Origin of the sequence: Nocardia sp. NPDC059229 (assembly GCF_042754165.1) — a bacterium.
Taxonomy (GTDB): domain Bacteria; phylum Actinomycetota; class Actinomycetes; order Mycobacteriales; family Mycobacteriaceae; genus Nocardia.
Map to the genome: position 1 here is coordinate 25,359 of NZ_JBHZAK010000022.1, position 25,328 is coordinate 50,686.

Sequence of the window (25,328 nt, forward strand, 5' to 3'; positions counted from 1 at the left end):
CGTGGTGTCCGGGGTTTCCGTGGTGGCCGGTCGAACACACACCGCACGGTGGGGCCGGGCTCGAAGCCCGGCCCCATCGCTCAGACCAGAGCGGTCGGTTCGACGCCACCGGCCAGGCTGCGCACCTGTCGTGCCGCGACCGAGAGAGTAGCCAGATCCATTGTCCCGGCGGCGAATATCTCGTCCAGGGCCACTCGGGCGCGGGCCAGTCGTGAGCTGTTGAGCGATTCCCAGAACAGAATCTTCTCCGCGACCGTGTCAGCGGGCGCGGTCACTCGCAGCACGTCGAGTGTGAGCGATTTCAGCGAATCGTAGAGATCGTCCCGGACCGCGAGCCGTGCGAGTGTGTGCCAGCGGTCGCTGCGCTCGAGGCGGACGACCGCATCGAGCAGGCGTTGAAAATCGAATCGCCGCTCGAGGTGGTAGTACAGGGCGACAACTTCACGCTGTTCGCGTTCGGCCACCTCGGCGATATCGACGATATCGAGCAGTGGGAATCGGTGGATCAGCAGATAGACCTGCTCGACCAGATCGCGCGGGCCGCCACGGTCGATGGCAGCACCGGCCCGGGCGAGCAGCTCGTCGCTGATGACTCCGCGCCGCCACTCGGGTGCCACTGTGTTCATGACTCGGACGCCGTGCCGGTAGCGGGCGATATCGGTGCCGATCGCGATGGGCTGTGGACGATTCGTCAGCAGCCATCGGCACGCGCGGTCGAGGGTTCGTTTGGTCTCCAGTTCGAGTTCGTCGCGGACCGCGGTGGGCATCGGAGTGGTCCGGATGCGCAGCCACAGTTCGTGGAGATCGAAGATCCCGGTCACCGCCGTGAACGCGCGCACGGCGTCGTCCACGGTCACGCCCATCTCCTCGACGAGGCGGAACACGAATGTGGTGCCACCGTAGTCGACGACGCGGTTGACGACCGTCGTGGCGACGATCTCGCGACGCAGCGGGTGGTGGCGCATCGCGCTGCCGAATCGTTCGCGCAGTGGCGCGGGGAAGTAGTGCGGCAACACCGACGCGAATGCGGGGTTGTCGGGCAACTGCCCGGCCAGCAGTTCTTGCTTGAGTGACAGCTTCACGTGCGCAAGGAGATTCGCCAGTTCAGCGGAGGTCAGCCCGGTTCCCGCGGCGATCCTCCGGTCCAGTTCCGCCTCGGTGGGAAGCGCCTCGAGGCCGCGGTCGAGGCCGTGCCGGTCCTCGAGATCGGCGATCAGGCGACGGTGGACGGCCGCCATCGCCGGGGCGTGTGCGCGGGAAAGACCGAGGCGGAAGTTCTGGGAGACGTTGTCGCGCAGGACATGTTCGGCGACCTCGTCGGTCATCGAGGCGAGGAACGCATTGCGCTCCGCGATCGACAGGTTTCCTTCGGCGACCACCCTGTCGAGCAGCACCTTGATGTTGACTTCGTGATCGGAGCACTCCACACCCGCGGAGTTGTCGAGGGCATCGGTGTTGCACTTGCCGCCGTGGCGCGAGAACTCGGTACGGGCCAGCGGTGTCAGGCCGAGGTTGCCGCCCTCTCCGATCACCTTCAGCCGCAACTCGTTCGCGTTCACGCGCACCGTGTCGTTGGATTTGTCGCCGGCATCGGCATTGGTCTCGGTGGAAGCCTTGATGTAGGTGCCGATGCCGCCGTTCCACAACAACTGCACCGGGGATTTCAGGATGGCGCGGATCATCTCCGGTGGGGACAGCGCGGTGATGTCGGCTGCCAGGCCCAGCACCTCGCGCACCTGGTCGCTGACCGGGATCGACTTGACTGTGCGGTCATAGACGCCACCGCCCGCGCTGATCAGAGACCGGTCGTAGTCCACCCACGACGAACGCGGCAGGGCGAACATGCGCTCGCGCTCGGCGAAAGACGTTGCCGCGTCCGGATTCGGGTCCAGGAAGATATGGCGGTGGTCGAACGCCGCGACCAGACGGATATGCCGGGACAGCAGCATGCCGTTGCCGAACACGTCACCGGACATGTCACCGATACCGACCACCGTGAAGTCCTGGGACTGGGTGTCGATGTCCATCTCGGCGAAATGCCGCTTCACCGACTCCCACGCACCCTTGGCGGTGATACCCATCGCCTTGTGGTCATAGCCCACCGAACCACCCGAGGCGAAGGCGTCCCCGAGCCAGAAACCATAGGACTGGGCAACATCATTGGCGATATCGGAGAACGTCGCGGTCCCCTTGTCGGCGGCCACCACCAGATAGGTGTCATCGCCATCGCGGCGGTGGACGTGCGGCGGCGGGATGACCTCACCGGTGATCCGATCGATGTTGTCGGTGATGTCGAGCAGGCCGGAGATGAAGGTGCGGTAGCAGGCGATTCCTTCGGCCTGCAAGGCCTGGCGGTCGGCGACCGGGTCGGCGGTGGCGGCGGGTGGGTTCTTGACCACGAAACCGCCCTTCGCGCCGACCGGCACGATGACCGCGTTCTTCACCGCCTGTGCCTTCGCCAGGCCCAGGATTTCGGTGCGGAAGTCCTCCAGCCGGTCCGACCAGCGCAGGCCACCGCGTGCGACCGGACCGAAGCGCAGGTGCACGCCCTCCACCCGCGGGGAGTAGACCCAGATCTCGAATTGCGGTCGGGGCTTGGGCAATTCGGCGATCGCGCGAGGGTCGAACTTGAACGACAGGAATTCACGCGGACCGCCGGTCTCGTCGACTCGGAAGTAGTTGGTGCGCAGGGTCGCACGGATCAGCCCATGGATCGCGCGCAGGATGCGGTCGGTATCGAGACCGACCACCGATTCGATGTCGGCGAGGAGCCGCTCGTCGAGCGTGCGGGCGTCCTCGATGGCGGTGTCGGTGGGCTCGCAACGGGTGGTGAAGAACTCCACGAACGCCGAGGCGGTGGCCGGTTGGCTCAGGAGAACCTTGCTGATACTTGCGAAGGAGTACGAGAATCCCGCTTGCTGTAGGTATTTCGCATAGGCGCGCAGGACCGAGATCTCGCGCCAGTTCAGTCCGGCGCTCAGGACGAGTTCGTTGAGTGAGTCGACTTCCGCGCGGCCGAACCACATTGCCTCGACGGCGTGCGCGAAGAGTGTCCGCGCCTGGGTCTCCTCCGACCGCGATGCCGTCGCCGGTGCGGAGGGGATGCGCAATCCGAAGTCGTAGATCCATCGGCGGGTGCCGTCGGGCAGCGTCAGCGGGTAGGGGCGTTCGTCGACGACCTCCGCACCGACGCTGTGCAGTATCGGCAGAATCCGGCTCAGCGAAATCCCCTCGCCATGGACATAGAGAGTGAATCGCCACTCGCCGTCCGGGGCGTCGGCCTCCCGGTGCAGGTCGGTGTCGATCGTGCCGTCGTCGAGGCGATCCAGCCGCCACAGATCGGCCAGTGCCCGCGCGGGCGTGAATTCCTGCTGATAGGTGGCAGGGAACGCGGCCGCGTAGTCCCTGGCCAGTTCGCCCGGAACGGCGCGGGTGACAGCGGCCTGGGTGATCAGCAGGTCGGCCCAGGTCCGGGTCGTGGCGAACAGCAGGTCCTGGACCCGCTCGAGATTGGCCGCGGAAGTGTCGACCGGCGCGGCGTCCGCGCGGCGGTGAACCGTGAAGTAGACGACAGCGAGTTCGGATTCGCTGGCGCGCGCGGAGTAATCGATCTGTTCGGCGTCGAACTCGTCCCGGAGGATGTCGCGCATGCGGAGTCGGACATCGGTGGAATAGCGATCGCGCGGAAGGTAGACCAGGCAGTAGAGTGCCGTGCTGCGCGCGTCCTGCCGCAGGAACAGCCGTACCTGTCGGCGCGGACCGAGATCCATGATCGCGGAGACGGTTTCGAACAGTCGGCGGGTGTCGGCACAGAACAGTTCGGCCCGCGGCAGCGTCTGCAGCGTTTGGAGCATGGCCTGGCCGGAGAAGGAGTTCGCTCCGAATCCGGCCCACTCGATCACCTGGCGAATGCGGCGCGAGATGACGGGGATGTCAAGGATGTTCTCGTGCTGGCCCGTGACGGTGAAGGACCCGATGAAGATGTGCTCGCCCCGCAGGGTATCTCCGAAATCGGACACCGTGACGACGTACCCATCTGCCGCGCCCGGCAGCATCGGATCCAGCGAGATGTTGGACAGGCGCAACACCGGCCGGCGGGGACCGGACAGCGGAATGTCGATCTCGGCGTCGAGGCGTTGGTGCAGGATTCCCAGGCCCGCGGTCGGCCGCAGCTCCGTCGTCGCGACCGGGTCGGAGCTCCCGGCTTCGAGTTCATGATCGGGATCGATGGCGTGATAGCCGTATCCGAGCAGCGTGAAACGACCGTCGGCGAGCCAGTTGAGCAGATTGGCATTGTCCGCGGATTCGGAGTCCGGTCCGGCGCGGCGTCCGAGGGCGGCGGCAACGGCGAGCAGTGTGGTCGTCATCGCCGGGGTATCGCCGGCGATGCTGCGCAGCGTGGCCAGCAACTGCGGGAGCGCCTGCTCGATGTGGCGGAGTTGCTCGGCGCCAACGGATTCCGCCAGTTGTATGTGGATCCATGATTCCGCGACGGTATGGTCACCGGGGCTCGGCTGGGCGCTGCGCGAGGGAGCGATGGCGCGCAACACTCCTCGGTTGTCTCGAAGCGCGTCGATGATCGGGTGGACGATACCGGTCACCGCGACACCGGCCCGCCGCAGCATGGACGACACCGATTCGACCAGGTGTGGCATATCGTCGTTGACGATCTGGATGGCCGGTCCCAGCCCGGTGGGGTCGTCCGGCCGGTAGACCCGCAGCGTCGCCGCGCCCGGTCGGCGCAGGGTCGCCAGCTCCAGGTGGCACTCGAAGATCCGGCTCGCTCGCGTACTGACCGCCGGCGTCATCGCCCCGGGCTGGGTCCAGCGGTAGTAGACGGCCTCGAAGGCCTTGGGATCCTCGCGGAGTCGTTGCAATGTGATCGTCTGCAGCGTGGTTGTCGCCATCGCCCGCACCTTCCCGAGATCTGAGCCGTATCCAACAGTCAGAGAACCTATTTAACGTACCGTTAAATAGCGGCACATTATTCAATGTAGCAAACCGGCGCGTTCTGGGCGACCACGCCGGATCAGGAGCAGCTTGTGATGTCGACCCGCGTCATCCGGACAGCCCCGCCCGTTGCAGGAAGGTCCGAGCGGCCGACTGATCGTTGAAAGCCGCCGTCTCGATACGCAAACCACTGCGCACGTCGGCGTACCAGACGACGAAGCGTGGACCGATCGCGGCGAACACCGCGCTGTCGGAACGGATCGACGGCCCGGCGGCACGCCACCGGCGAATGTCGTCACCGAGTTTGTCCTGCTCGACCACTCGAATGCTCAGGGTCAGGTCACGACCGCCGCTGAGTCCGCCCGCCAGCAACGAGGCGCGAGCGGGAATCACGCACTGATCGGCGTTGATCGAGGCACTGCCCGGGCACGAGACCGCCGCCCGCAGCGTCGCGGGCAGCGAGTCGACCGGATCGGCCGTGCCCAGTGACGGCAGGCCTGGCAATCCGGGTAACCATCGCAGCACCACGAACGCGAGCACGGCCAGCACGATCAGTCCGCCGAGAGCAGTGCTGAACCGCGCGAGCAGCGGCCGAGCCGCGTGCTCGGTGCCGGTAACGGCCACCTTGCCCACCTTGGCGACGGCCTTTCCCACGGCGACCGCCGTCTTCTCGGCTCCGGCGAGCACTTCACCCGGCAATGATGATCCCGGATGCGCGGCAGGCTCCAGTGGGGCGCCGCAGTGCGAACATGTCGATCCCGCATCGGAATTGCGGTGCTGGCAGTACGCGCACAGAGAATGAAGAGCGCTCAATGTCCGGTGATCACAATCGATGAGAGGGCCGTGATGTTCTGCGCCGGATCACCTTTGGACTGCAAGACGGTGAGGACGATCTTCGCCGCGTTCACCGGTGGATTCATCCTGGTGACCACCGAACCACGCTGATCGAGGGTCTGCTGGGTGTAGGTGGTGGCACCGGCATCGTCGAACCGATACGAAACTCGGCTGGCGGTACGGTATTTCGTCCACTGATCGGTACCGTCCGCGCCGATGGCGTCCCATCCGGGTACCACTCCGATCGACTCGACCGCGTAGGAACCGCCCAGGTCGATGCTGAGGACCTGCCCGTCGACCCGGTGGGCCCGGGAACAGGACCAGGCTTTGCCGGGACCGGCGAAGGCGTCCATACCCGGGGTCCCGCCGGGCGGGCAGTGCGATACCGCGGACTTGACCTGGATCGTGGCGCCCGGCGGAGCGGTCGGCGTGACACTGGTTTGCGTGGTAGCCGGAACGGGGCTCGGCGTCACCGGGGCCTCTGCGGATTTCTGCTCCGAGCCCTGGTCACCGGTCGTCATCACCATGGCAAGGATGACCACCATGATGACCGCGGCGCCGATGACCAACGCCGCCTTGGGGTTTCGCACGACGGCGAGCAGGTCTCGCGCGCGCTCGGCCAGTGGCGTGACCGGTGGTCGCGATGTCTCGGGTTCGGCCGGGGTGTCGGGCTCCGGAGCGGATTCCTTCGAGGCGCGCGAGGACAGTCTGCCCGAGAGATCGAGACCGCCGGATTCCGCACCGGCCCCGCCATTGAGCAGTGCCAGGATGCGCTCGCTGGCCTTCGGGCCGCTCGAACCCGCCCCGGCGGGCGGTGGCGCGGCGGACGCGGAGTTCGGGGTGACGAACTCGAGGCCGACGTCCGGTTCGAGGCCGAAATCCGTTCCAATGAACGATTGTTCGGCTTCGGGTGGGGCCGATCGCCCCAGCGCCGGATCGGCGAGCAGCGCGTCCAGGACCGCTGCTCTGTTACGGAGAAAGCCATCCCCCGGATCCTCGTCGGGCACGATCGGAATCGTATCCGGGTGTCCACGAATATCGATGCTTCGTATTCCCCACGATGGGAACCGGAGGTCGCGGTACTCGCTACTTTCTTTCGCCGGTTACGAAATAGTCCGGGGGAACATCGAATACCCGGGCCAGTGCGATGATCAGATCCAATCGGGGAATCGCGTCTCCATGGATGAGCCGATAGAGACCTGATTGCGAAACGGGAACATCCGGATAGGCCAGCTCGAGATGCTGGGCCAGGGAGTAGAGGGTCAGCGAGCGAGTCGCTCCGTCTTCGGTCGAGACCATCGACTCCGAGATCAAGGCCGACAAGCGCCGGGAGAATATGGCGGCCGCCGCCTGGCGTGGCGTGAGTTCGTCTCCGCCGCCGAGCGATTGGACCTGATCGCTGTACGGCTCGGAATCGGCTACCACATTCGCAGACATTACCGTCCCCTCTCTAGCTGAGCTCAAAACCCTACCGTCGGAACCGAAGGCGGCGCGGGTAACGATGGCGGCCGGTGTCTTTCGCCATTGACGGCCGCGGTGTTGATCGGTTCAAAGTAGCGGGTTTCGCCGCGAGGCTCGATGAGATCGACTCGGACGGTCCGCATCGGGATACCGATGTCGACGGTGTGCGCGTCGACCTGTTCGATCGCGAGGTCGACGCCCCGGCTTCGAGGCTCGCCGGGCTCGTTGATCGTCAACGTGGTCGGGGCGTCGGAACGCCCGGGCGGCAACTGGTCGTACACCGCGATGGTCGCGGTCGGCGCGACGGCGACGTCTTCACTCGCCTCGCCGGGGCCCGGCACCAACCGCAGCGAGTCCGGGTCACCGACCGCCGCGACCAGTTGCCGCCACCGCTCCGGGCGGGCGGAGTGGACCACCACATCCGCGCCCACGACCACGGCCCGCAGGATGATCTGCTGGGCGACAGGCAATTCCGCGCGGATATCGACGCTGCGGCGTTGCGGGTTGTAGCGGGTCGGATCGAACAGCGGTAGCGCGAAGGTATGCATGGGCTGTCCGCTGATGACCCCCAGGATCTGCCCGTTGGGGCCGATGGGTACGGCCAACTGGGACAACACATCCGCAGGGGCGGTATCCAGACCGGGCGCGGTCGGCAGGTCTCGGGCCGACGCCGTGCTGGGCAGGGTGGCCAGCAGCGCGGCCGACTGGCGGCCGACCAGCGGACGCAGGAAGACGGGTGGGGCCTCGTCGACCGCGGGACCGATGAACCGCACGAGACCGCGCGGGCCGGCGGTCCGGCCCGACAAGGAGATCACCACGGTCGTCCGGCCTCGATCCCAACTCCAGCAGTCGTCGAGTCCGCCGGCGCCCAGTCGGCTCCAATCGACGGCGAAACTACTGACACCGCGACCGGGATTGCTCGATTCGAGTCGAGTCCAGGTTTCCCGCAGATCCGACAATTCGACTCCGGCGTGCAGCATCCGCAGGGCGTCGCGCATCGCGGCGGCGGGCAGCACGTGGGCGGCGACACCGTATACCCGCAGCCGGGTGGCGATCCGGTACGCCGCGGCGGCCAGGGCGCGGGGGGCCGCCGCCGCACAGCTCCCGCGCCGGGTCAGCCGAGCCAGGTTGCGTTCCTGGTCCATTCGCACGACGAGCCAGGTCAACCGGTCCCCCACGACCGGCTGGGAACCGATGAGCTGGTCGTAGAGCATGCTGTAGCCGCTGGACGCGCGGGCCCGGCGGCCGGTGGTGACGATGTCGATGTCGAATTCGATACCGTACTGCTCGAGCATCGGCAGCAGCGCGTTCACCGCGACCTTGTCTTCGGTGTACACCGTCTGATCGGCGATGACGGTGGGCAGGTCCAGATCGGGGGCGAGCTGGATCATCGCGACCAGGATCGCATCGCCGAATTGGATGCCACAGATTCCGTTGGTGGTTTCGAAGTCACGGATGTCGGTGGGCGCGTTGAGTTCCCGGGCTCGGGACGCCCTGCCCACGCGGAATCGGCCCCAGTCGAGGCACCATCGCACCGGCGTTCGCTCACCGACCCGCACGACCACCATCGCGACCGAGAACGACGCGGTCAACGCGAGACCCCACCAGGGAACCCGCCCGAGCAGCACAGCCGCGAGCGGAGCACCGCCCACCACCAGAACCGCGAACGGTCCACGGTCGATGCCGCCGAGCCGGATCTGCGGCCCGCTCACCGCTTCCTCCGCATCACGTTGTGCCCGAAAATAATTCCCGATCCGAGCAGCGTGGATATCAGCAGGACAACCGCCGCGACGGCACCCGGCTTCCCATCCGCGGGGCGCGGCGGTGCGGGCAGCACCAGGGGTATCGCACCGTAGGGGCCGGTCGGTGACTGTGGGGGTATACGAAAGCTCAAGGCCGCCAGCGGATCCACCAGGCCGGCGCCGACGATATTGTTCACACCGCGTGCGGGCGCGTGAGCGGCGGCCTGCAAGCGTGCGGAGATCTGCCCCGGTGACTCGTTGGGGTATCGGGAACGCAGCAGCGCGGCGGTCCCGCTGACATACGCGGCCGCGAACGACGCGCCGCCGACGGGGACCAGTTTGTCGGACGCGCCGACCCCGTTGATGAGACCTCCACCGCCCGGGCCCACCGATTCGATGCCCGTGCCCGGCGCGGCGATCGACACCCACGGCCCGGCCAGGGATTCACCCATCGGATCCCCGGCGACGCTGGTGAAGCCGACCGTCAGCACATCGTTGGCGAAGCAGCCCGGCGCGGCGAGCGTCTTGACCCCGTCCCAGTTGCGCGGGTCGTTGGGCCGCCCGGGGTCGATGTCGGGGTTCTGCTCACATCCCCCTGCCGAGGTGGCGCCGGCACCCGCGACGATGAGCGCGCCCTTGAGGTGAACGGCATAGCCGATCGCCGCCGCCAACGGCGACTGATCGACACCGAGACCGACCGGCAGGCACAGGGGCAGCGCCACCGTGATCACGTCGGCACCGAGGTCGGCGGCGTGCGTGATGGCGCGCGCGAGTCTTCTGAGGTCGACGCCGGCCTGCGCCGCGGCATCGAGGTTCAACACGCCGTCGGCGCTGAAAGCCCCGGATCGGTAACGGATGGAGATGATCCGCGCGTCGGGCGCGACGCCGAGGAATCCGTCGCCGGTAGCGGCGGTCGCACCGATGATTCCCGCGATCAACGTCCCGTGCGCATCACAATCGGACAAGCCGTCACCACCCGATTGCAGATAGTCACCGCCACCGACCACATTCGGCAGCCGCGAATTGGGGCTGACACCGGTATCGAGCACCGCGACCGTGACGCCCGCGCCGCGGGTGAGCGCGCGCGCTCTCGGCAGGTCCAGGGCGTGGTCCGCCGGCGGGCTCTGGGAGACGTCGGTGTCGGGCAGGACACCGACGCCGAGGCAGCCCTTGTCCTGCTTCATCGGAAACTCGGGCCCGGGTGCGTCGTCCGGCGGCGGCGCACCGACCACCGCGACCGGGGGCTGCACGGCCGCGGCCGGACCCCCCGCCAGCACGGCCGCGAGGATGGCCGCCAGCATTGCCACACCGTGGCGGGCACCCATCAGATCCCCCGGACCGCGGTGTAGATGCCCATGATCCAGCAGGCGAGAACCGGCACCGCGAGGATGAGCGCGTATTCGATCAGGTCGATGATCCTGCGCACCACCGGAGACAGCCGCACCCCGGGCAGCCGGGTGCCGGCGAAACATCCGGCCACCGCGACCGCGGTGGCGACCAGCACGACGACCGCTCGCGCCGGGGCGGTGGTGTAGGCGGCGGTCAGCACGAACCCGACGCCGATCTGGACGACGACCGCGCCGACGACCAGCATGATCGCCTGAACTCGATCGGGGTACCAGCGCGGCCGCATCAGCAGCAGGCCGGAAACCGCTGCGGCCAGCACGATTTCGCGTACCCCGCCGGGGCTCGCGGAGACGGCGGCGATGATCGAGCAGGCCAGGACGACCACGGTCGCGATGATCAGCCCGCGCAAGGTGGTCACCGCCAGACGGGCGCGCGCTTCGACGCCGGTGCGGTAGCGGCGGCGTTGGGCCTCCTCGTCCTCGGATTCGTCGTTGCCGGCCGATTCGGCGTCGAAGATGTCGGTCAGGGTGGCCTGTTCGACCTCGCGCCCGGGATCGGGCAGGTCCGGCGGGCGGATACGGGCGGCCACGACCGCCAGCCGTGGCGCCGCGGACAGCAGGATCAGCCCGATGAGAGCGCCGCCACCCGCCGCCTGACGTACGGAAAGGTCGAAATAGGTCATCGCGCCGGTGATGACCGCGCAGACCAGGCTCGAGACCGCCGCCGCGGCCAGGACGGTCGTCCCGCCCCGGATCGAGCGCAACAGCGAGCCGGCCGCGACGGCGGTGAGCGCGGAGCCGGCGGCGATGTTCGCGGACGTGAAGAATCCGGGTTCGCCGTACGGTCGCGGAACGATCATCGCGGCCGCTGCGAATATCAGGGGCAGCGCGGACAGGGCCAGCCCGATACAGGTTGGGGCCGAACAGTTTCGGCGCGGCGCGAGGATGGCCGCGAGCCAGCTGCTCGCCGCGAGGACGAGCGCGGGCGCGGTGCACCACACCGGCGACGCGGTGCGGGTCCACGACCACACCAGCATCGCCGCGACGGCCGTGGCGGCGCCGCCGAACGCGGCCAGACTCGTCAATGTCGCGGTCCGCGTATCGAATTCCGCGAATTCCCGCTCGTTGGTCAGCGCGAGCGCGTCGGTGATGTCCTCGACGACCGGCTCGAACAGCTCCGAGGATTCGACGGTGGCGAGCATGAGCAGCGCGCCGTCGGTGATCTCGTGGTCGGCGAGGGTACGCCAGCGCGGGATCGGCGTCTGCCCCGGGCGCGCCAGCGTCCACTGCCCGGTCTGCGGCGTGAAATCGACCGTCTCGTCGTCGATCACGCCGGCCAGGACGGCGAGCAGATCCTCGATGAAGGTCTCGATACTGAATTTCGTCGGCACCACGACATCCACCTGGTAGGTGGCGACCATGATCGCGACCCGGGCCAGCGCGACCTCGGCTGGGGCCCCGGCCCCGGCGGCGCTCGGCGCCGGGGCGAATGCGGTGCTCACGGCCGACCACCTCGATCGGCGTGGACGATGCCACCGGTCATGTGACTCGGAAAGCCATCGGCGAGCGTGGCCGCGAGTTCCTCGAAGGCCAAGAGGGTCTCCTTCTGGAGCAGGCGAAGATCGATCTCGCCGCCCTCGGCGAGATGGTCGTCGTACGGGATCACCACGGAAGGACGGTGCGCGGCGGCGAAGAGTTCCTCGATCCGCTCGATCGCGACCGTCGGTTTCATCGGATACTGGTGGGTGATGGCGATGATCGACTCGGCCGCCAGGCGGTGCATACCGTGCGAATCGAGCCACTCGAGGGTGGCCACGGCACCGGTGACGCCCCGGACCGTGGCCGGAGTAGCCAGCACGATCGCGTGGCTGGTTTGCAGGACGCCCGCGGTGGCGGTGTCGAGAAGGCCGGTGCCGCAGTCGATCAGCATCAGGTTGAAGTGCCGCCGCAGCACATCCGCGGCGGCGAGATACTCACGCCCCGACAGCGACTCGATGGCAGTCGAGGACCACGGCGAGGCCACCACCGACAGGTCCGCATTATTGATCGTGGTGAAGGATTGGACCGCGGCGAACGAATCGAGACCGCGGGACTGGACCAGATCGCGCAACGTCAGACCGTACTGATGCCGTCCGGTACGACCGGACAGGTCACCGAAATCCGGGTTCGCGTCCACCGCGACGACCCGATCCGGGCGGAAGGCCGCGAAGATCGAACCCAGCCCGGCGACGGTGGTCGTGCGGCCCACGCCGCCCTTCACATTGACCACCGCGATCTGATAGGCGCTCGTGAGCTGACGGCGGATCCGGGCACGCCGTTCCTCGGTCCGCACTTCGCCCGGCGACAGACCGAGATTGAACCCCACCTTGTTCAGGGCTCCGCGCATGCCGGTGGTCGACCGCAGATGCGCCGAACGATCCGCGGTGAGCTGTTCGAGCAGTTCGGCCGGGGTCAGCGCGATCGACAGGCCCGCCGCGCGCTCCGGGCCGGTCGGAGCCAGCTCGCCGAACGTGGGGGCGGCCGGGCCGGATTGCTGATTCGGTTGCCGGACAACGAGATCGGTGCGGGCCCCCGGAACGGGCGGCGGCCCGTACTGCGGCCGCGGGCGCGGCGGGAGGTAGACATTGGCCGGTCCTGCCGGATCGGCCCCGGGATAGGCGGCCACCGGCCGACCCTGGTGTCCGAGCGCTGCGGGGCCGGGCTGAGCGGGCATGACCGGCGGTGCGATCGGGTTCTCCTGCCGCCCACCGGGTGCTGTGAACGACACATCGGGCGACGGAGCGGGATTGTCCTGCCGCACAGGTGGAGACATGAACGGTGAGGCGGGCTGCGGTAGCGGGTTCTCCGGCCGCCCGACCCGACCCGCGGACGGCGCGACGGGACCTTCCGGCGAACCGAACGGACCCGCGAACAGCGGGGCGGAGGCAGCGGGGCGAGGCTGCGGGGCAGGCGACGGGTCCGGGCTCTGGGCGCGGCCGGGCGGCACTCGGTCCGTGAGAGGGCCTGGTGCAGGCGGGGTTTCGGGTTCCGGCGGCGACACCGGCTCCGACGGAGCGGGAGGTTGCGGCGACGGAGGCACGGACTCCGGGGACTCCGACGGCGGCGCGGACTCCGGCGGCTCCGGCGGCGCGGCGGGCTCTTCGACCGGCGCCGGCTCCGGCGGCGGCCGGTGGGCGCGACCGGTCACGGTATCGCGCCAGCTCCTGGCGGAGGCGTCGCTCTCGGCCGAGGGTTCGACGAAGAACACGTCGTAGCCACCTCGTGGCCGCACCGACCCGGCCGTATCACCGTTGGTGCTCGGTGCTCGGTTCATCTCCCTCATCCTCCTCGAAAATCCTTGAGGGGCACTCACTCCCGGCTGTGGTCGAACCAGCTGCCGCCGGGCAGCAGATCGAGCAGTGCGCGGACCGCCGCGGTGAGGTTGGCCGTGTCACCGGGCAGCACGCTCAACCGGACCTGTCCGTCGAGCGCCCGCTGTGGCACCACGACGACGCGCCCGGACTGGGTGTCCAGCACCTGCACGCACAGCTCCGGTAGCGGGACATCCCCGTAGTGGTGTTCGAGCATGTACACCTCGGCGCGCCGCACCACGGTGCCGAACGCCGCGCCGAGCACGCCCGCGCTGCGCGGCGACGCGCCCAATTCGATCAGGGCCGAACGTCTTTCGACCGGATCGACCGGGACTGTGTCGAACCGATCCGCGGCCACCCGCAACGGGTCGAAACGCGCCTCGGGCAGCGGTCCCAGGACGGTGAGCAGTGCGCCCGTCACGGCATCCAGCCGGTTGTCCTGGGGAAAGATCGGCTGGATGACGACGTGGTCGTCGTAGCGCAGCGCGAGCACGTGGGTCTCGCCGCTGCGCACGAGGGAGAAGCGCAGCATGCCCCGGGGGCCGCTGTGCAACTCCGTCTCCGCAACGCGTGCCACCAGTTCCACGTCCGGCCGGTACAGGCACCGCAACCAGTGCTCGACCGCCGGGTGGACCAGGCCGTCCTCGATGATGCCCGCCCGGGTGAGCTGGTCGAAGACCACCGCGCGGACGCGGTCGAGGTCCTCGATACGGAACACGTTGGGCATCAGCGCGAGTACATCGGGATAGGAGTCGATGCCGGCCATATCCTGCAGGAGCAGCGCGGCATCGACGTTCAGGTCGATCGCGGTGGGATCGTTGTTCAATATTTCACCGAATAGTTGCCGCTGCAGCCTCGTCAAATTTCGACCGAAAACGACTGCGTATTACGCGAAGGCAGCACCCGACGCGGCGTCCTGCTGGAGTAGGGCTTGTGCCGCATTGTCGATGGTCTGGTTCAATGTGGCCAGTTCACCCTGAAGCTCGGTCGAGTCGGAATCGAATTTATTCATTCGGGTGGTGTATCCCGACGAACTATCGCCCTCGAATCCGGAGCCCAAGAGGTTCGTCTTGAGATCTCGCAGCGCAGCGGAGGTGTTCTGCATACGGTTGACAACCGAATGGACCTCGGCGACTGCTGCCGCTAGTTTGGCTTTATCTACAAAGATATGCTTGCCGGACATTTCCATATTCCTTTCTGAATTCAGATCGCGGAGAGGTCTACCTTGGAAGGCGCCAGATTGTCGACGCCGCCGTGGCGCTTGAGTTCGTCCAGGCCCGTCTGATCGACCGCACCGATCTTGTAACCGGCCTGGTCCAGGTGTTCGATGATCTGCTCGAGATCCTTGGCTGTGCTTTTCGCGGTTTCGATGGTCTGGGCCAGCGCCTGGACGGCAGCGTCACCCGCTTCTCCCTGGAAACTTGACATGAAGTCGCTCTGAGCCGTTTCGAGCTGGCTGATCTCGGAAATCAGCGCCGTGTGATCCTCACCCGAACTCTTGGCGATAGCCCTCATTTGTTCGGGTGTAGCCAACAAAGCCATTTGCGAATCCTTTCCTATCGAGTCGACAGTTTCGTCCCGGCCGATTCTCCGGGTACGTATTCATCAGACCTGTCATTCGGTCGTCGAATGTAGGTCCTGGTCCAGCAGGCCGAGCGCGAGCACTTTCTCCGATTCGGATATGGGTTCGGTGTCGGCGGTCTCGTATTCGATGAGATACGGGAGGTCGGCCGCGGGCGCCTCGATACCGTCGCCGGCCACAAAGGTCGTCGAGCGCTTCCGCTCGTCCTTACGGTCGCGCCGGCGCTGCGCTTCGGGCGCGCTCGCCCCTCGCGGCGGCTGCCGCGGCGAGATCGGCTGCGGGGCAGGGCTTCCCGTCCCGGCGCCGAAAGTCTGTGTGGTGGCGGGTCGCCACGCGGTGGGCACCCGGAGCTGGGGCGAAACCACGGATCCGGCGGTCATGGCGGGAGTCACGGTGCTGCCGGGACCGACGCCCAGCAGACCGGCCAGGGTCGGCGAGTACGGGGAGACGCCGTAGAGGCCCTGATCATCGAGCCCGGCGGTGCCGTCGCCGAAGTTCGGGAGCGAGTCGGAACGCGTATCCGGGGCCTGCCACTCCGAACTCGGCTGCTGAGGATCGGGCAGCCCGGATCCCGGCTCACCGCCGCTCGGTTGGCCACCTATAGGTTGGCCACCGCTGGGCTGACCATCTACGGGTTGGCCACCGCCAGGCTGACCACCCACGGGCTGGCCACCGCCAGGCTGACCACCTACGGGCTGACCGCCACTCGGCTGTCCGGAGACCGGAGAGGATCCGCCGGGACCGGACACCGGACCGCCACCGGTACCGACGGGGCTGGTGCCGCCACGGTGGACGCGTCCGCCAGCGGTGCCCGGCAACCCGAGCGGATCACCGGATCCGATCGGCGAAACCCCGCCCTCCATAATGGCGGTAGGTGACTTGGCGATGAGCGGCGGCGCGGTGGAGACCGGAAGCGTGTTCAACGCCAAGCCCGCGGCCGTCGCGTAAGCGTTCATCACCGCTGCCGCTTCGGCCTGCAGAAGAAGGTAGTTTTTCTCATCATCGGCCACTAGCGGCAAGCCCGCGGCGGGGTGGGCTATCGAGAGCCCCACGTCCACGGCCGTCTTCGCCGCAAGCGGAACGTATATCGCCATCACTTCCACCATGGCCGCCTTCGCGGCCGTGGCCGCGGCCTGCACCTCAGCGATCACCTTCGCGCTGCGCGTGGCGTTTTCAGCCTGACCGTGCAGCCAGCCCGAAAATTGACTTAACGCCTGGTACGCGACGTCTCCGGCGGGTCCGGTCCAGTGCACCCTCGTCGCATCGGTGTCGGCATAGGACGCCGAGGCTGCCGCGTAGAGCGCGGTCGCGAGCACGGTGTATGCGTCGGAGGAGAATCCCAGAAACTCCGGGCCCGGTGCCGAGAGCACCCGCCGGGCATTCTCCTCCGGCGGCAGATGGGCGAAGGAGGCGTAGAAAAGAGGCCACATGGGCGTAACTCCGACCGCTCGGACGGCGAAACCGAATCAGGGGATCAGACGTTGACGCCCGCCGCCTGGACCGCGGCCGCACCGACGGAATCGGTCATTTCGTAACTGCAACTCGCGACGATCATCGCTTCCGACCCCTGACCCCAGTTCGTGTTGGCCGTCTCGGTGTCATCGAAGATGGTGTCGCGCTGAATTCTCAGCATCTGCCATATGGTCTGTGTGACGAGGTCGCCGCCCACGGCAGACACCGCGGCGGGAGACACCGCGGCGGCGGGCGCCTTCGCCGCGGCGACGATCTGCGACAGTGCGGTCTGTTGGGTTGCCTGCTGGGCGCTCACGGACCTGAGCTGGTCGGGAAGGACTCGGAAAGACATGAATCGTCTCCTCACGACGGATTTGTCGGCTCGATTCGAGCGACGTTGCGCGTAACGCTATTTCATTCCCAATGACGGGAAGGCTCTAGTGGTTTCGACTCCCCTCGGACCGGGTAGGGCGGACGTCATTGCTGGTCCGGGCCCACCGATGCCTGCACGAGATCACGCCTGGAATGCAGTGGCTCGACCAGATATCCGCGTCCCACCGGCTGTTTCGTGGCCTTCATGTCGCCGATGAGGGTGCCGTCCAATTTGGAGCCGTCCATGATGAACCCGGGTGAATTCACGTTCTTGATCTGGCCCAGCACACTGTCGTAGAGCGCCATGTCGGCTTGCGCGATATTGCGGGCGGCGATGATGTGCAGGCCGGTATCGCGAGCATCGATGATGAGGCTCTTGAGCGGATCCAAGGGATTGCCCTGCCCGCGTTGCGCGACCATGTGGTAGTCGTCGATGACCACGAAGATCTCCGGGCCGTTCCACCAGGAGCGCTCCCGCAACTGCTGGGTTGTCACCTGGTCGGGCGCGCGCCGGGTGCCCATGGTCTGCGCGAATCCGGGCAGTTCTGCGAGCAGGTCCCGCTCACTGGTCAGGTATCCCAGCAGCATTTCCGCGGGCAGCGCGTCCATGTGCTGGCGGCGGTAATCGACGAGCAGCACGCGGGCCTGGGCGGGTGTGAAGCGCCGCCGGATGGATTCCAGCAGGCCCCCGATGACCGTGGACTTTCCGCATCCGGAGGAGCCCAGCACGATCAGATGGTTCGAGACGCCGAAATCGACGGTGGCGGGAGCCAGATCGGACTCGCGGATACCGAACGGCAGCACCAGGCGTTCGGCGAAGGTGGCCGGCGGCCGCCCCAGCGCGGCCACCTCGTCGTGGGTGATCCGGGCGGGCAGCAGCCGCACCGCGGGCGCCTGCCGGCCCGCGTATCGACCACGCAACGCCTCGATCGCGGCATTCGTCCCGGCCGCGACCGATTCGGCGTCGCCCACGCCGTCGATGCGCGGCAGCGCGGTCAGCATGTGCAGGGCTTCGGCCGACATACAGCGGCCGGGTCGGTTGGGTGGGATGGCGGCGACCATCTGCCGGTGTGCGGAGAACACCGTGTCGGTGAGGTCGCCGAGACGCATCTCGAGGCGGGTCTGGATCTGGTCCTTGATCGCGGGCCGCACGGCCATCCAGCGCGAACTGCTGATGATCAGGTGGATGCCATAGCCGAGGCCCTGCAGCGCAAGCGCTTCCACGCTCGGATGGTAGTCGTCGTAGTAGGGGCCGCTCGTGGCGAATCCGATGTCCCAACCGTCGACCACCAGGAAGACGTCGCCGTGGTGGTCTCCGTGCGCGTCGAGCTGGGCGGATTCATGGGGAACCGAACGGCGGCGGCGGAATTCCCGCATCGAGTCGATCCCCAGTTCGGCGAACATCGCCTGACGCCGGGCCAGCAGGGCGTTGAGCAGAGCGAAGGTGCGTCGGACCCGATCGCCGTCGCGGGCGGCCGCGACCGAGCCGACGTGCGGCAGATTTCTCAATCCGGACAGACCGCCGGAGAAGTCGAGGCAATAGAACTGCGCCTGCTCCGGCGTATGGGTCAGCGCCGTCGCCATGACCAGGGTCTGCAGCGCCGTCGACTTGCCCGACTGCGGGCCGCCGACGATGGCCATGTGCCCGCCCGCACCCGCCAGATCCACCGACCACACGTCCTGGCGTTGCAGGCGCGGCTGGTCGATGACCGCCATGGGGACGCGCAGGCTGCCCGGTTGTACCGAGCGCACCAGCACGTCGAGGGTCTGCGGAACGTTCAAGGGCGGCAACCACATTCGATGGGCCTGCCGACCGTGACCGGCCAGCTGCTGCAGCACGGTCTCCATGATCGTCACCGGTTCGGTCTCGGGCGCGACGGGCGCGACGATCTCCGGTTCGGGTGCGGGGCGTCGCTGATCCTGGATGGCGGCCGCGGTGAACGCCCGCGGCGGTCGATAGCCGCCGCCGCGCCGGGCGCGTTGCGCGCCGACGGCGCCGGCCTGGGCCGGTGCGGTGTAGTTCGCGCCGACGTAGGCGGCCTGGAAGCGTTGCAGGTCTCCCGCGCCGACCCGCAGGTAGCCCGCACCGGGCTTCTTGGGCAGGTGGTAGGCGTCGGCGGTGCCGATGGCATCGCGGGAATCGCTGGTCTGGTTGGTGCGCAGGGCGATTCGATACGACAGGTGCGCTTCGAGCTCGCCCATGCGGCTGGCGGGCACCTTCTGCGAGGCCAGCAACAGGTGGATGCGCAGCGAGCGGCCCAGGCGGCCGATGGCGGCGAACAGTTTCGCGAAATTGGGATGCTGTTCGAGCAGTTCGGCGAATTCGTCGAGGATGATCAGCAGGGTGGGCAGCGGTTCGAGCTGGGCGCCCTGCTCCCGGGCTCGCTCGTAATCGGCGACGCTGGCGAAGTTTCCCGCGTCACGCAGAACCCGCTGCCGGCGTGTCATTTCGCCGTTGATCACGTCCTCCATACGGGTGACGAGATCGGCTTCCTCCTCCATATTGGTGACGACGGCGGTGACGTGGGAGAGGCGGTCGAAGCCGAGGAAGGTCGCGCCGCCCTTGAAATCGACGAGCAGCAGGTTCAGCACGTCGGGTGAATGCGTTGTCACCGCCGAAAGGACCAGGGTGCGAAGGAATTCCGACTTGCCCGAACCGGTGGCGCCGATGCACATGCCGTGCGGGCCCATACCGTCCTCGGCGGATTCCTTGATGTCGAGGTGCACGACCGCACCGACCGGGTCGTAGCCGAAGGGAATATTGAGCCGGGAGCGGTCGGCGTCACGCCGGGCGACCCAGGTGCGGGCGGTGCGGATGTCGCCGGGATCGGTGATACCGACCAGGTCCTCCCACGAGGTGCCACCCGCCTGCTCAGCGGCGACCACCTCGACGACGGTCGAGAGCCGGTAGGGCGAGATCGCGCGCGCCAGGGCGGTCATGCTGGGCACGGGCAGGGCATCGGCGTCGCCCACCTGGCGCTTGCCGCGCGCGGTCAGTTCGTACAGCGAGCGGTCGGCGTCGACCGTGAAACGCAGGGCGCGTGCCAGCGGCGCTTCGGTGGCACTGAGCCGCAGCCAGGTGCAGCCGTCGATGCCGGAGATGTCACGGTCGTTGGCGGGACCACCGACGGCGACGATCAGCAGGAAATGCTTACGGTCCATAGAGGGTTGGCTGTTGGCCGAGAACGGGCCCCGGTTCAGTCCCGCCAGGACCTTCATCCGGAGCTCGGCGACACTGCGATACACCATTCGGCTCGAGCCGATCGCGTCGGTCTCGGAGGGGTGCTGCGCGTGGGGCAGCCATTTCAGCCACCCCCACTCGGGAGCATCGGGATCGGGCAGGACCGCGGCCACGCCGACCTGGTCCGGGCCGTGCAGCACAACGACTTCCGCGACCATCGCCCGTGCCAAGGCGGCGACGGCGGCGGTGTCGCCGTCCAATCCGACCTCGGGGGTGGAGAGCAGATTGATCGCGACGGGCATGCCGCCGACCGTCGAGTAGGCCTTGGCGAAGCGGGTCACCTCGACCACGCCGACCGGGTCGAGGTCGGCCAGCGGCGCCGCCTCCGGGACGATCACCCGCACCTGGTTGGCGATCCGGCCCAGACCCACCCGCACCCGCAGGAACTGCTGGCTGGCGACCTGTACCTCCCACATGCGCGGCCCGCCGACCAATCGCGCGATCCCGGCCGGTCCGGGATGGGTGTACTGCAGGTAGCCGTGCAGCTCCGCCTCGGAGGTGAGGACCGCTCTGCGATGCTCGGCGATGCTGCGCAGGTAGTCCTTGCGTTCCTCGTTGAGTGCGGCGGCACCGCCCTGCCCGCCGCCGAATGTGCCACCGGCCATGCCGAACACCGAGACGAGCATCATCAGGGGAAAGAACAGCGAGGTCGGTGAGAGGTTGCCGCCACCGCGGAAGGTCATGACCATCATGCCGACCATCCCGGCCACCATGACGACCGGCATGATCATCCGGATCCGGGACGGCGGAACAGGTTTGGGCAGCTCGCTCGGCGGCTGCAGCCGCAGCTCGGTGACCGCCGGCGCCTTCGGGCCCCGAATCGCTCTGGCGGGCCGCACGAACCGGCGGGTACTGGTCACGGTTGTCCTCCCGGCAGCGCCGAGGCCGCCTTGTCCGAGGCGATGCCGTCGTGCTGGATTCGCGCGTCCTTCTGCGACAGGGTGGGTCCGACCGCGAAGAGCGAGACGATGCTCCACGGCGCGGTGATCGGATCGTGCAGCGCCAGCGCGGTCAAGGTGGGGTCCGTCCTGTTGCCGTTGAGTTGTGCGTCGACGCCGTAGCGGATACCACTGTCGGATATCCAGAACAGGGCCTCGCGCAGGGGCGAGGTCGGTTCGGATCCGGTTACCCGGATGAAACGGCCGGTGTCCCGCGGCATATACGCGGCATCGGCGGTGGTTCCGCGCGATCCGGCGGCCGTGACCAGTGGAACGGAGCGGTTGAGTTCCTCGGTGGTGAGCGGCAATTGGCGTCCGATGAGTAGTTCGGTGGCCGCGGTCGAGTCGGTCTCGGCGCGGGACCAGTGATAGCAGGTGACCGAATCCCGTTGTGGGTCGATGAGACGCACTTGCGCGGTCGGATAGTCCGCGGTACCGGGCCAGCCGCCGGCCCGCAGATTGGCCGCGATGACATCGGGTCCGACCGAGGTCGTCGAGATCGCGCCGTGCGAGTTCGCGTTGCGGAACATCGCCGCCAGGACCGGGGTGATCTGCACGAAGCCGGACTGCGACACCAGGTAGTACAGCGTGCCGCGGTCGACGGCCGTTGTGGTGAGGACCGAGCCGACCGGAACGGTCGAACCCGAAGCGAGAGTGACTGTTTGGTCGGATCCCGGTACGTCGGGTACGCGCAGCGGCGGCGCTTCGGGGATCGCGCCGAGCAGCCCCTTGGACGCGGGTGCCACCGGAGCGGTCGCATCGATGCCGAGGGCGAGAGTGACGGCCGAGTCGGCGAGATCGATGGCCGACCGCACGGCGGTGTGGTCGTGGCCGGTGTACACGAGCCAGGTGGTGATTCCCTCACGGAACAGCCGCGCCTCACCGACGGCCAGCAGCCGCGTGGTGTCGCCGTCGGAACTCAGCGGGCTCCCGAGGACGAACGTCCGCACCGGTGACCGGCTGATCGTCGGCAGTCCGGTGGCCGGGTCGACCGTGGCACCCGCGCCCACGCTGGTGCTGTCGCAGACCGCCCAGTTCGAGGAGCGATTTCCGGTTTCGGCGATGCTCCCGGGCGCGCCCGGGATGCCGACGATCGGGCCCCGCGGGTACTTGGCGAGCTCGCTCCCGGACACTTGCACCGGGTTCTCGGGCGCACCGACGATCAAGCGGGCCGAGGTCAGGTTCAAGGCCGGATACAGCCGCTCACCTACATGCACGAAGAGCGCGCCGCTATCGCGATCGGCGATGACATGGGCATTGCCGACCGGTCGCGCCGGCTTGAAGAAGGCCAGTACAGCCGACCCCGCGACGACCACGCAAGCGAGCGCGATGCCGACCGACAACGCCGTGACCCGGCCGCGCTGGGGGTCGTCGATCATCGACACGTCGCGCCGGACCAACGCGTGTTCGATGCGGCGAAACAGAAAGCGCCAGCCCGAGATCTGGTACTTGGTCACCACGCGGAAGCGCGCCACCGTGTTCGTTCCTTCCGTGGCGGGCGTCAGACCGTCGCGGTCGGCGCCAATCCTTCGAGGGCCGCGGTGATGTCGTCCACGGAGATGGTCATCAGTTCTTCATCGGACATACGCGCGACATCGACGTGCTCGCGGGTGAACCGGTAGTCGCGTTCGGATTCCGCGGATTCGACCACATTGCGCACGAAACGGCCGTTACCCGCCAGGTCGATGAGGCTGCGACCGTTGCGCGTCGCCTCGGACAGGTGCTCGCATCGGCGCCGCAGGGCCTCCCGCGCTTCCGGCGCGAGGATCGAATCCTTGTTGTGCGCAATATGATCGGCGATCTGCACCAGTTCGTCGGGGTCATAGCTCGAGAACCGGATGCGTTTGGTGAATCGCGAGGCGAGACCGTCATTGGAGGCCAGGAAGCGGTCGATCTGGTCCTCGTATCCGGCGATGACGACGACGAGCTTGTCGCGGTCGTTCTCCATGCGGGCGAGCAGGGTGTCGACGGCCTCCTTGCCGAAGGCATCGCCGCCGGACAGGCCCTCCTGGATGAGGGTGTACGCCTCATCGATGAACAGCACACCACCGAGCGCGGAATCGATCAGCGCGTTCGTCTTGGGTGCGGTGTGGCCCAGATGTGTGCCGACCATGTCGTTGCGGGACGCCTCGATCACCTCGGCGTTCTCGACAACGCCCAGACCGGCGAAGATTTTCGCGATGACCCGCGCGATGGTGGTCTTACCGGTGCCGGGCGGGCCGGAGAAGATCAGGTGGTGGGAGCGGGAGTCGACGGTGAGCCCGCGCTTGACGCGGACCTGGTCCATGAGCACACCGGATTTGAGCCGGTCGATCTGCTCCTTGACCGAGTCCATCCCGATCTGCGCCCGCAGCAGATCCGAGGCCTCGGTCACCAGCGTCTCGCGTTCGGAACGGGCCGCGGTCGCCGCCAGCTCGGCCGGGTCGTCGCCGGACCGGGGATCCCAGCGATCGGTGCGGGTTTCGATCATCGCGGCACTGGTGATCTGGAGGCGGTAGGACTTGTCCGCGACGGCTCGCTGCCACTGCGGGCGCTGCGACCACAGTGAGGAACCCGGAAGTCCCTTCAGGATTCGATCGGCCGCGTCGTGATCACCGTTGTGGCGCAACACCATCCCGAGCAGAAAATGTGCGTCGGCCCAGATGAACGACAGGCTCCCGGAGGCGCTGTCCTCCACGATGCGCTGGGCGCGCGGCAGCGCCTCACCGAACCGGCCGAGCTGCGCCAGCGCCTGCGCGGTCATGAGTTCGGCCGCGATGTCGAGCAGTCCGTCCTCGATCAGCGGGTTCGCCGCGCGGGCCGCGATGACGTCGAGCCACCGCTGGGTTCTGAAGTATATGGACAGCCTGGTGAACTGCGCGACGCTGTCATGCGGGAGCTGGTCGAGGATGATCATGGCCTCGTCCCATTCGCCACCGTCGGCGTACTGACACGCCTGGGCGATGGCGATCTGATCGCGGTCGGCCATGGCGATCCGCAGGCCGTAGACACCGATCTCGATCTGGCACCACAGAGATCGGTCGGACAGACCCGCACGCTGCTGGTCCCGGTAGAGATTGTGAACGGATCGATATGCGCCGTAGATGACTTCACCGGTGACTTCACCGGCCATGGCCCGCCCCAGCCAAGCATCACACGCGTCGGGGTCGAGGTCGGTTGCCGCCCGGAACGCGGCCAGCGCGTGTACGTCATTGCGTACACCGCCTCCGACGATCCCGAGACTTTGAACTCCGGTGTAGAACGCGTCCTCGGCCGCTGACAACTCAGACTTTCCTTCCGCTGATCCTGTCTGCTCGAAGGTTAGACACCTCAGCGGCAATCAACCTTCCCACGAGCGGGAAGATTCTTCGCCACATACGCAGGTTGAATGCCTCAGGGTCACCACTCCATCACCGAATCCGGACGGCGAAAAGCATGGCGATTCCGCTGCAGATCGAGCGCTTTCACGCGACCACGACCGCGCTCTCCTCGATTGCCGGGCCACTGACCACCGAATCGATCGAGTTCGCGTGTTCGGTACGGCTGCGCGAGGTCGGCTGCTTCACTCCGGGCACGCGAGAGTTCCAGGGCTATCCGCAGGAGGGGCCGTTTTCCATTGTGTCGCTGCGGATTCCGCACGGGGAACTCGACAGGGCACCGTCGCTGATCCTGACTCCGCGCGCGAGTGTGCGCATTTATCAGTCGGATCTGGAGCAGGGCACCCGATTCTCCCGCGAGTTGATCGAGATCGATCCGCGGATGCCGCCCGAGGGCACCGTGTCGTTTCGCGAGCGACGCGGCGACTGGACGCTCGTCCATGAATTCACCGCGCAGTCGAGGCTTTTGCGGAAACTGATCATGCGAGGCGAAGGCCGGACCGGCGCGGTCACGCAGTCTCCCACGGTTGGGAACAGCTCGCGCTGAGCGCGACGGAATTATTTGCCATTATTCAATGAGCCGTTATTTAGCGGCCCAAGACGGTGGAAGGCACGGTTCCCCTCATCCCGTGCCTTCGATCGTGTGGTCGGATCCCTGAGCTCCGGATCCGGCCACATCCGGAGTTCGCCTCGACCACACTCAT

General features: G+C 67.5%; 17 protein-coding genes. 1 reads left to right on the forward strand and 16 read right to left on the reverse strand.

Annotated features, from left to right (window positions below; genetic code table 11):
- Positions 1–80: 80 nt before the first annotated feature.
- The 16 genes from ACFXHE_RS35760 to eccA all read right to left on the reverse strand — a co-directional run bounded on the left by ACFXHE_RS35760 (position 81) and on the right by eccA (position 24,530).
- Complete coding sequence (locus ACFXHE_RS35760; protein WP_379389089.1) at positions 81–4,907, reverse strand: NAD-glutamate dehydrogenase; 4,827 nt, start codon at positions 4,905–4,907, stop codon at positions 81–83.
- A 151-nt stretch (positions 4,908–5,058) separates the two neighbouring features.
- On the reverse strand, positions 5,059–5,649 hold the full coding sequence (locus ACFXHE_RS35765) for a hypothetical protein (RefSeq protein WP_379389090.1): 591 nt from the start codon (positions 5,647–5,649) through the stop codon (positions 5,059–5,061).
- A gap of 110 nt (positions 5,650–5,759) precedes the next feature.
- The gene (locus tag ACFXHE_RS35770) at positions 5,760–6,791 is read right to left on the reverse strand and encodes a hypothetical protein (protein ID WP_379389091.1); all 1,032 of its coding nucleotides are present in this window, start codon (positions 6,789–6,791) and stop codon (positions 5,760–5,762) included.
- Between the two features lie 79 nt (positions 6,792–6,870).
- The gene (locus tag ACFXHE_RS35775) at positions 6,871–7,221 is read right to left on the reverse strand and encodes a helix-turn-helix domain-containing protein (RefSeq protein ID WP_379389092.1); all 351 of its coding nucleotides are present in this window, start codon (positions 7,219–7,221) and stop codon (positions 6,871–6,873) included.
- Positions 7,222–7,244: 23 nt separating this feature from the next.
- Complete coding sequence (gene eccE, locus ACFXHE_RS35780; protein ID WP_379389093.1) at positions 7,245–8,957, reverse strand: type VII secretion protein EccE; 1,713 nt, start codon at positions 8,955–8,957, stop codon at positions 7,245–7,247.
- Entirely contained in the window at positions 8,954–10,312 is a 1,359-nt protein-coding gene (gene mycP / locus ACFXHE_RS35785) for a type VII secretion-associated serine protease mycosin (RefSeq protein ID WP_379389094.1), read from the reverse strand. Before mycP ends, eccE begins: the two co-directional genes overlap by 4 nt.
- Positions 10,312–11,835, reverse strand: a complete 1,524-nt coding sequence (gene eccD, locus ACFXHE_RS35790) for a type VII secretion integral membrane protein EccD (RefSeq protein ID WP_379389095.1) — start codon at positions 11,833–11,835, stop codon at positions 10,312–10,314. The genes mycP and eccD overlap by 1 nt, the downstream gene beginning before the upstream one ends.
- Positions 11,832–13,646: an AAA family ATPase gene (locus tag ACFXHE_RS35795; protein WP_379389096.1), complete on the reverse strand. Its 1,815-nt coding sequence runs from the start codon at positions 13,644–13,646 to the stop codon at positions 11,832–11,834. The genes eccD and ACFXHE_RS35795 overlap by 4 nt, the downstream gene beginning before the upstream one ends.
- A 35-nt stretch (positions 13,647–13,681) precedes the next feature.
- Entirely contained in the window at positions 13,682–14,509 is an 828-nt protein-coding gene (locus ACFXHE_RS35800; protein WP_379389097.1) for an ESX secretion-associated protein EspG, read from the reverse strand.
- 60 nt (positions 14,510–14,569) lie between these two features.
- On the reverse strand, positions 14,570–14,866 hold the full coding sequence (locus ACFXHE_RS35805; protein WP_379389098.1) for a WXG100 family type VII secretion target: 297 nt from the start codon (positions 14,864–14,866) through the stop codon (positions 14,570–14,572).
- Positions 14,867–14,886: 20 nt separating this feature from the next.
- Positions 14,887–15,225 carry a WXG100 family type VII secretion target gene (locus tag ACFXHE_RS35810; protein WP_379389099.1) on the reverse strand — a complete coding sequence of 113 codons (339 nt, stop codon included), beginning with the start codon at positions 15,223–15,225 and terminating at the stop codon, positions 14,887–14,889.
- A 72-nt stretch (positions 15,226–15,297) separates the two neighbouring features.
- Positions 15,298–16,695, reverse strand: coding sequence for a PPE domain-containing protein (locus tag ACFXHE_RS35815; protein ID WP_379389100.1), 1,398 nt, complete (start codon positions 16,693–16,695; stop codon positions 15,298–15,300).
- Positions 16,696–16,739: 44 nt separating this feature from the next.
- Positions 16,740–17,033 (reverse strand): hypothetical protein, encoded by a 294-nt coding sequence (locus ACFXHE_RS35820; RefSeq protein ID WP_379389101.1) that lies wholly within the window; start codon positions 17,031–17,033, stop codon positions 16,740–16,742.
- A gap of 161 nt (positions 17,034–17,194) precedes the next feature.
- A complete protein-coding gene (gene eccCa / locus ACFXHE_RS35825; RefSeq protein ID WP_379389102.1) occupies positions 17,195–21,190 on the reverse strand; it encodes a type VII secretion protein EccCa in 3,996 nt (1,331 codons plus the stop codon).
- Positions 21,187–22,743 carry a type VII secretion protein EccB gene (eccB, locus tag ACFXHE_RS35830; RefSeq protein WP_379389103.1) on the reverse strand — a complete coding sequence of 519 codons (1,557 nt, stop codon included), beginning with the start codon at positions 22,741–22,743 and terminating at the stop codon, positions 21,187–21,189. The genes eccCa and eccB overlap by 4 nt, the downstream gene beginning before the upstream one ends.
- A 26-nt stretch (positions 22,744–22,769) precedes the next feature.
- Positions 22,770–24,530: a type VII secretion AAA-ATPase EccA gene (gene eccA, locus ACFXHE_RS35835; protein ID WP_379389104.1), complete on the reverse strand. Its 1,761-nt coding sequence runs from the start codon at positions 24,528–24,530 to the stop codon at positions 22,770–22,772.
- A 152-nt stretch (positions 24,531–24,682) separates the two neighbouring features.
- On the opposite strand from eccA, the gene ACFXHE_RS35840 reads away from it, so the two are divergent.
- Positions 24,683–25,171 (forward strand): hypothetical protein, encoded by a 489-nt coding sequence (locus ACFXHE_RS35840; RefSeq protein WP_379389105.1) that lies wholly within the window; start codon positions 24,683–24,685, stop codon positions 25,169–25,171.
- Positions 25,172–25,328: the final 157 nt, after the last annotated feature.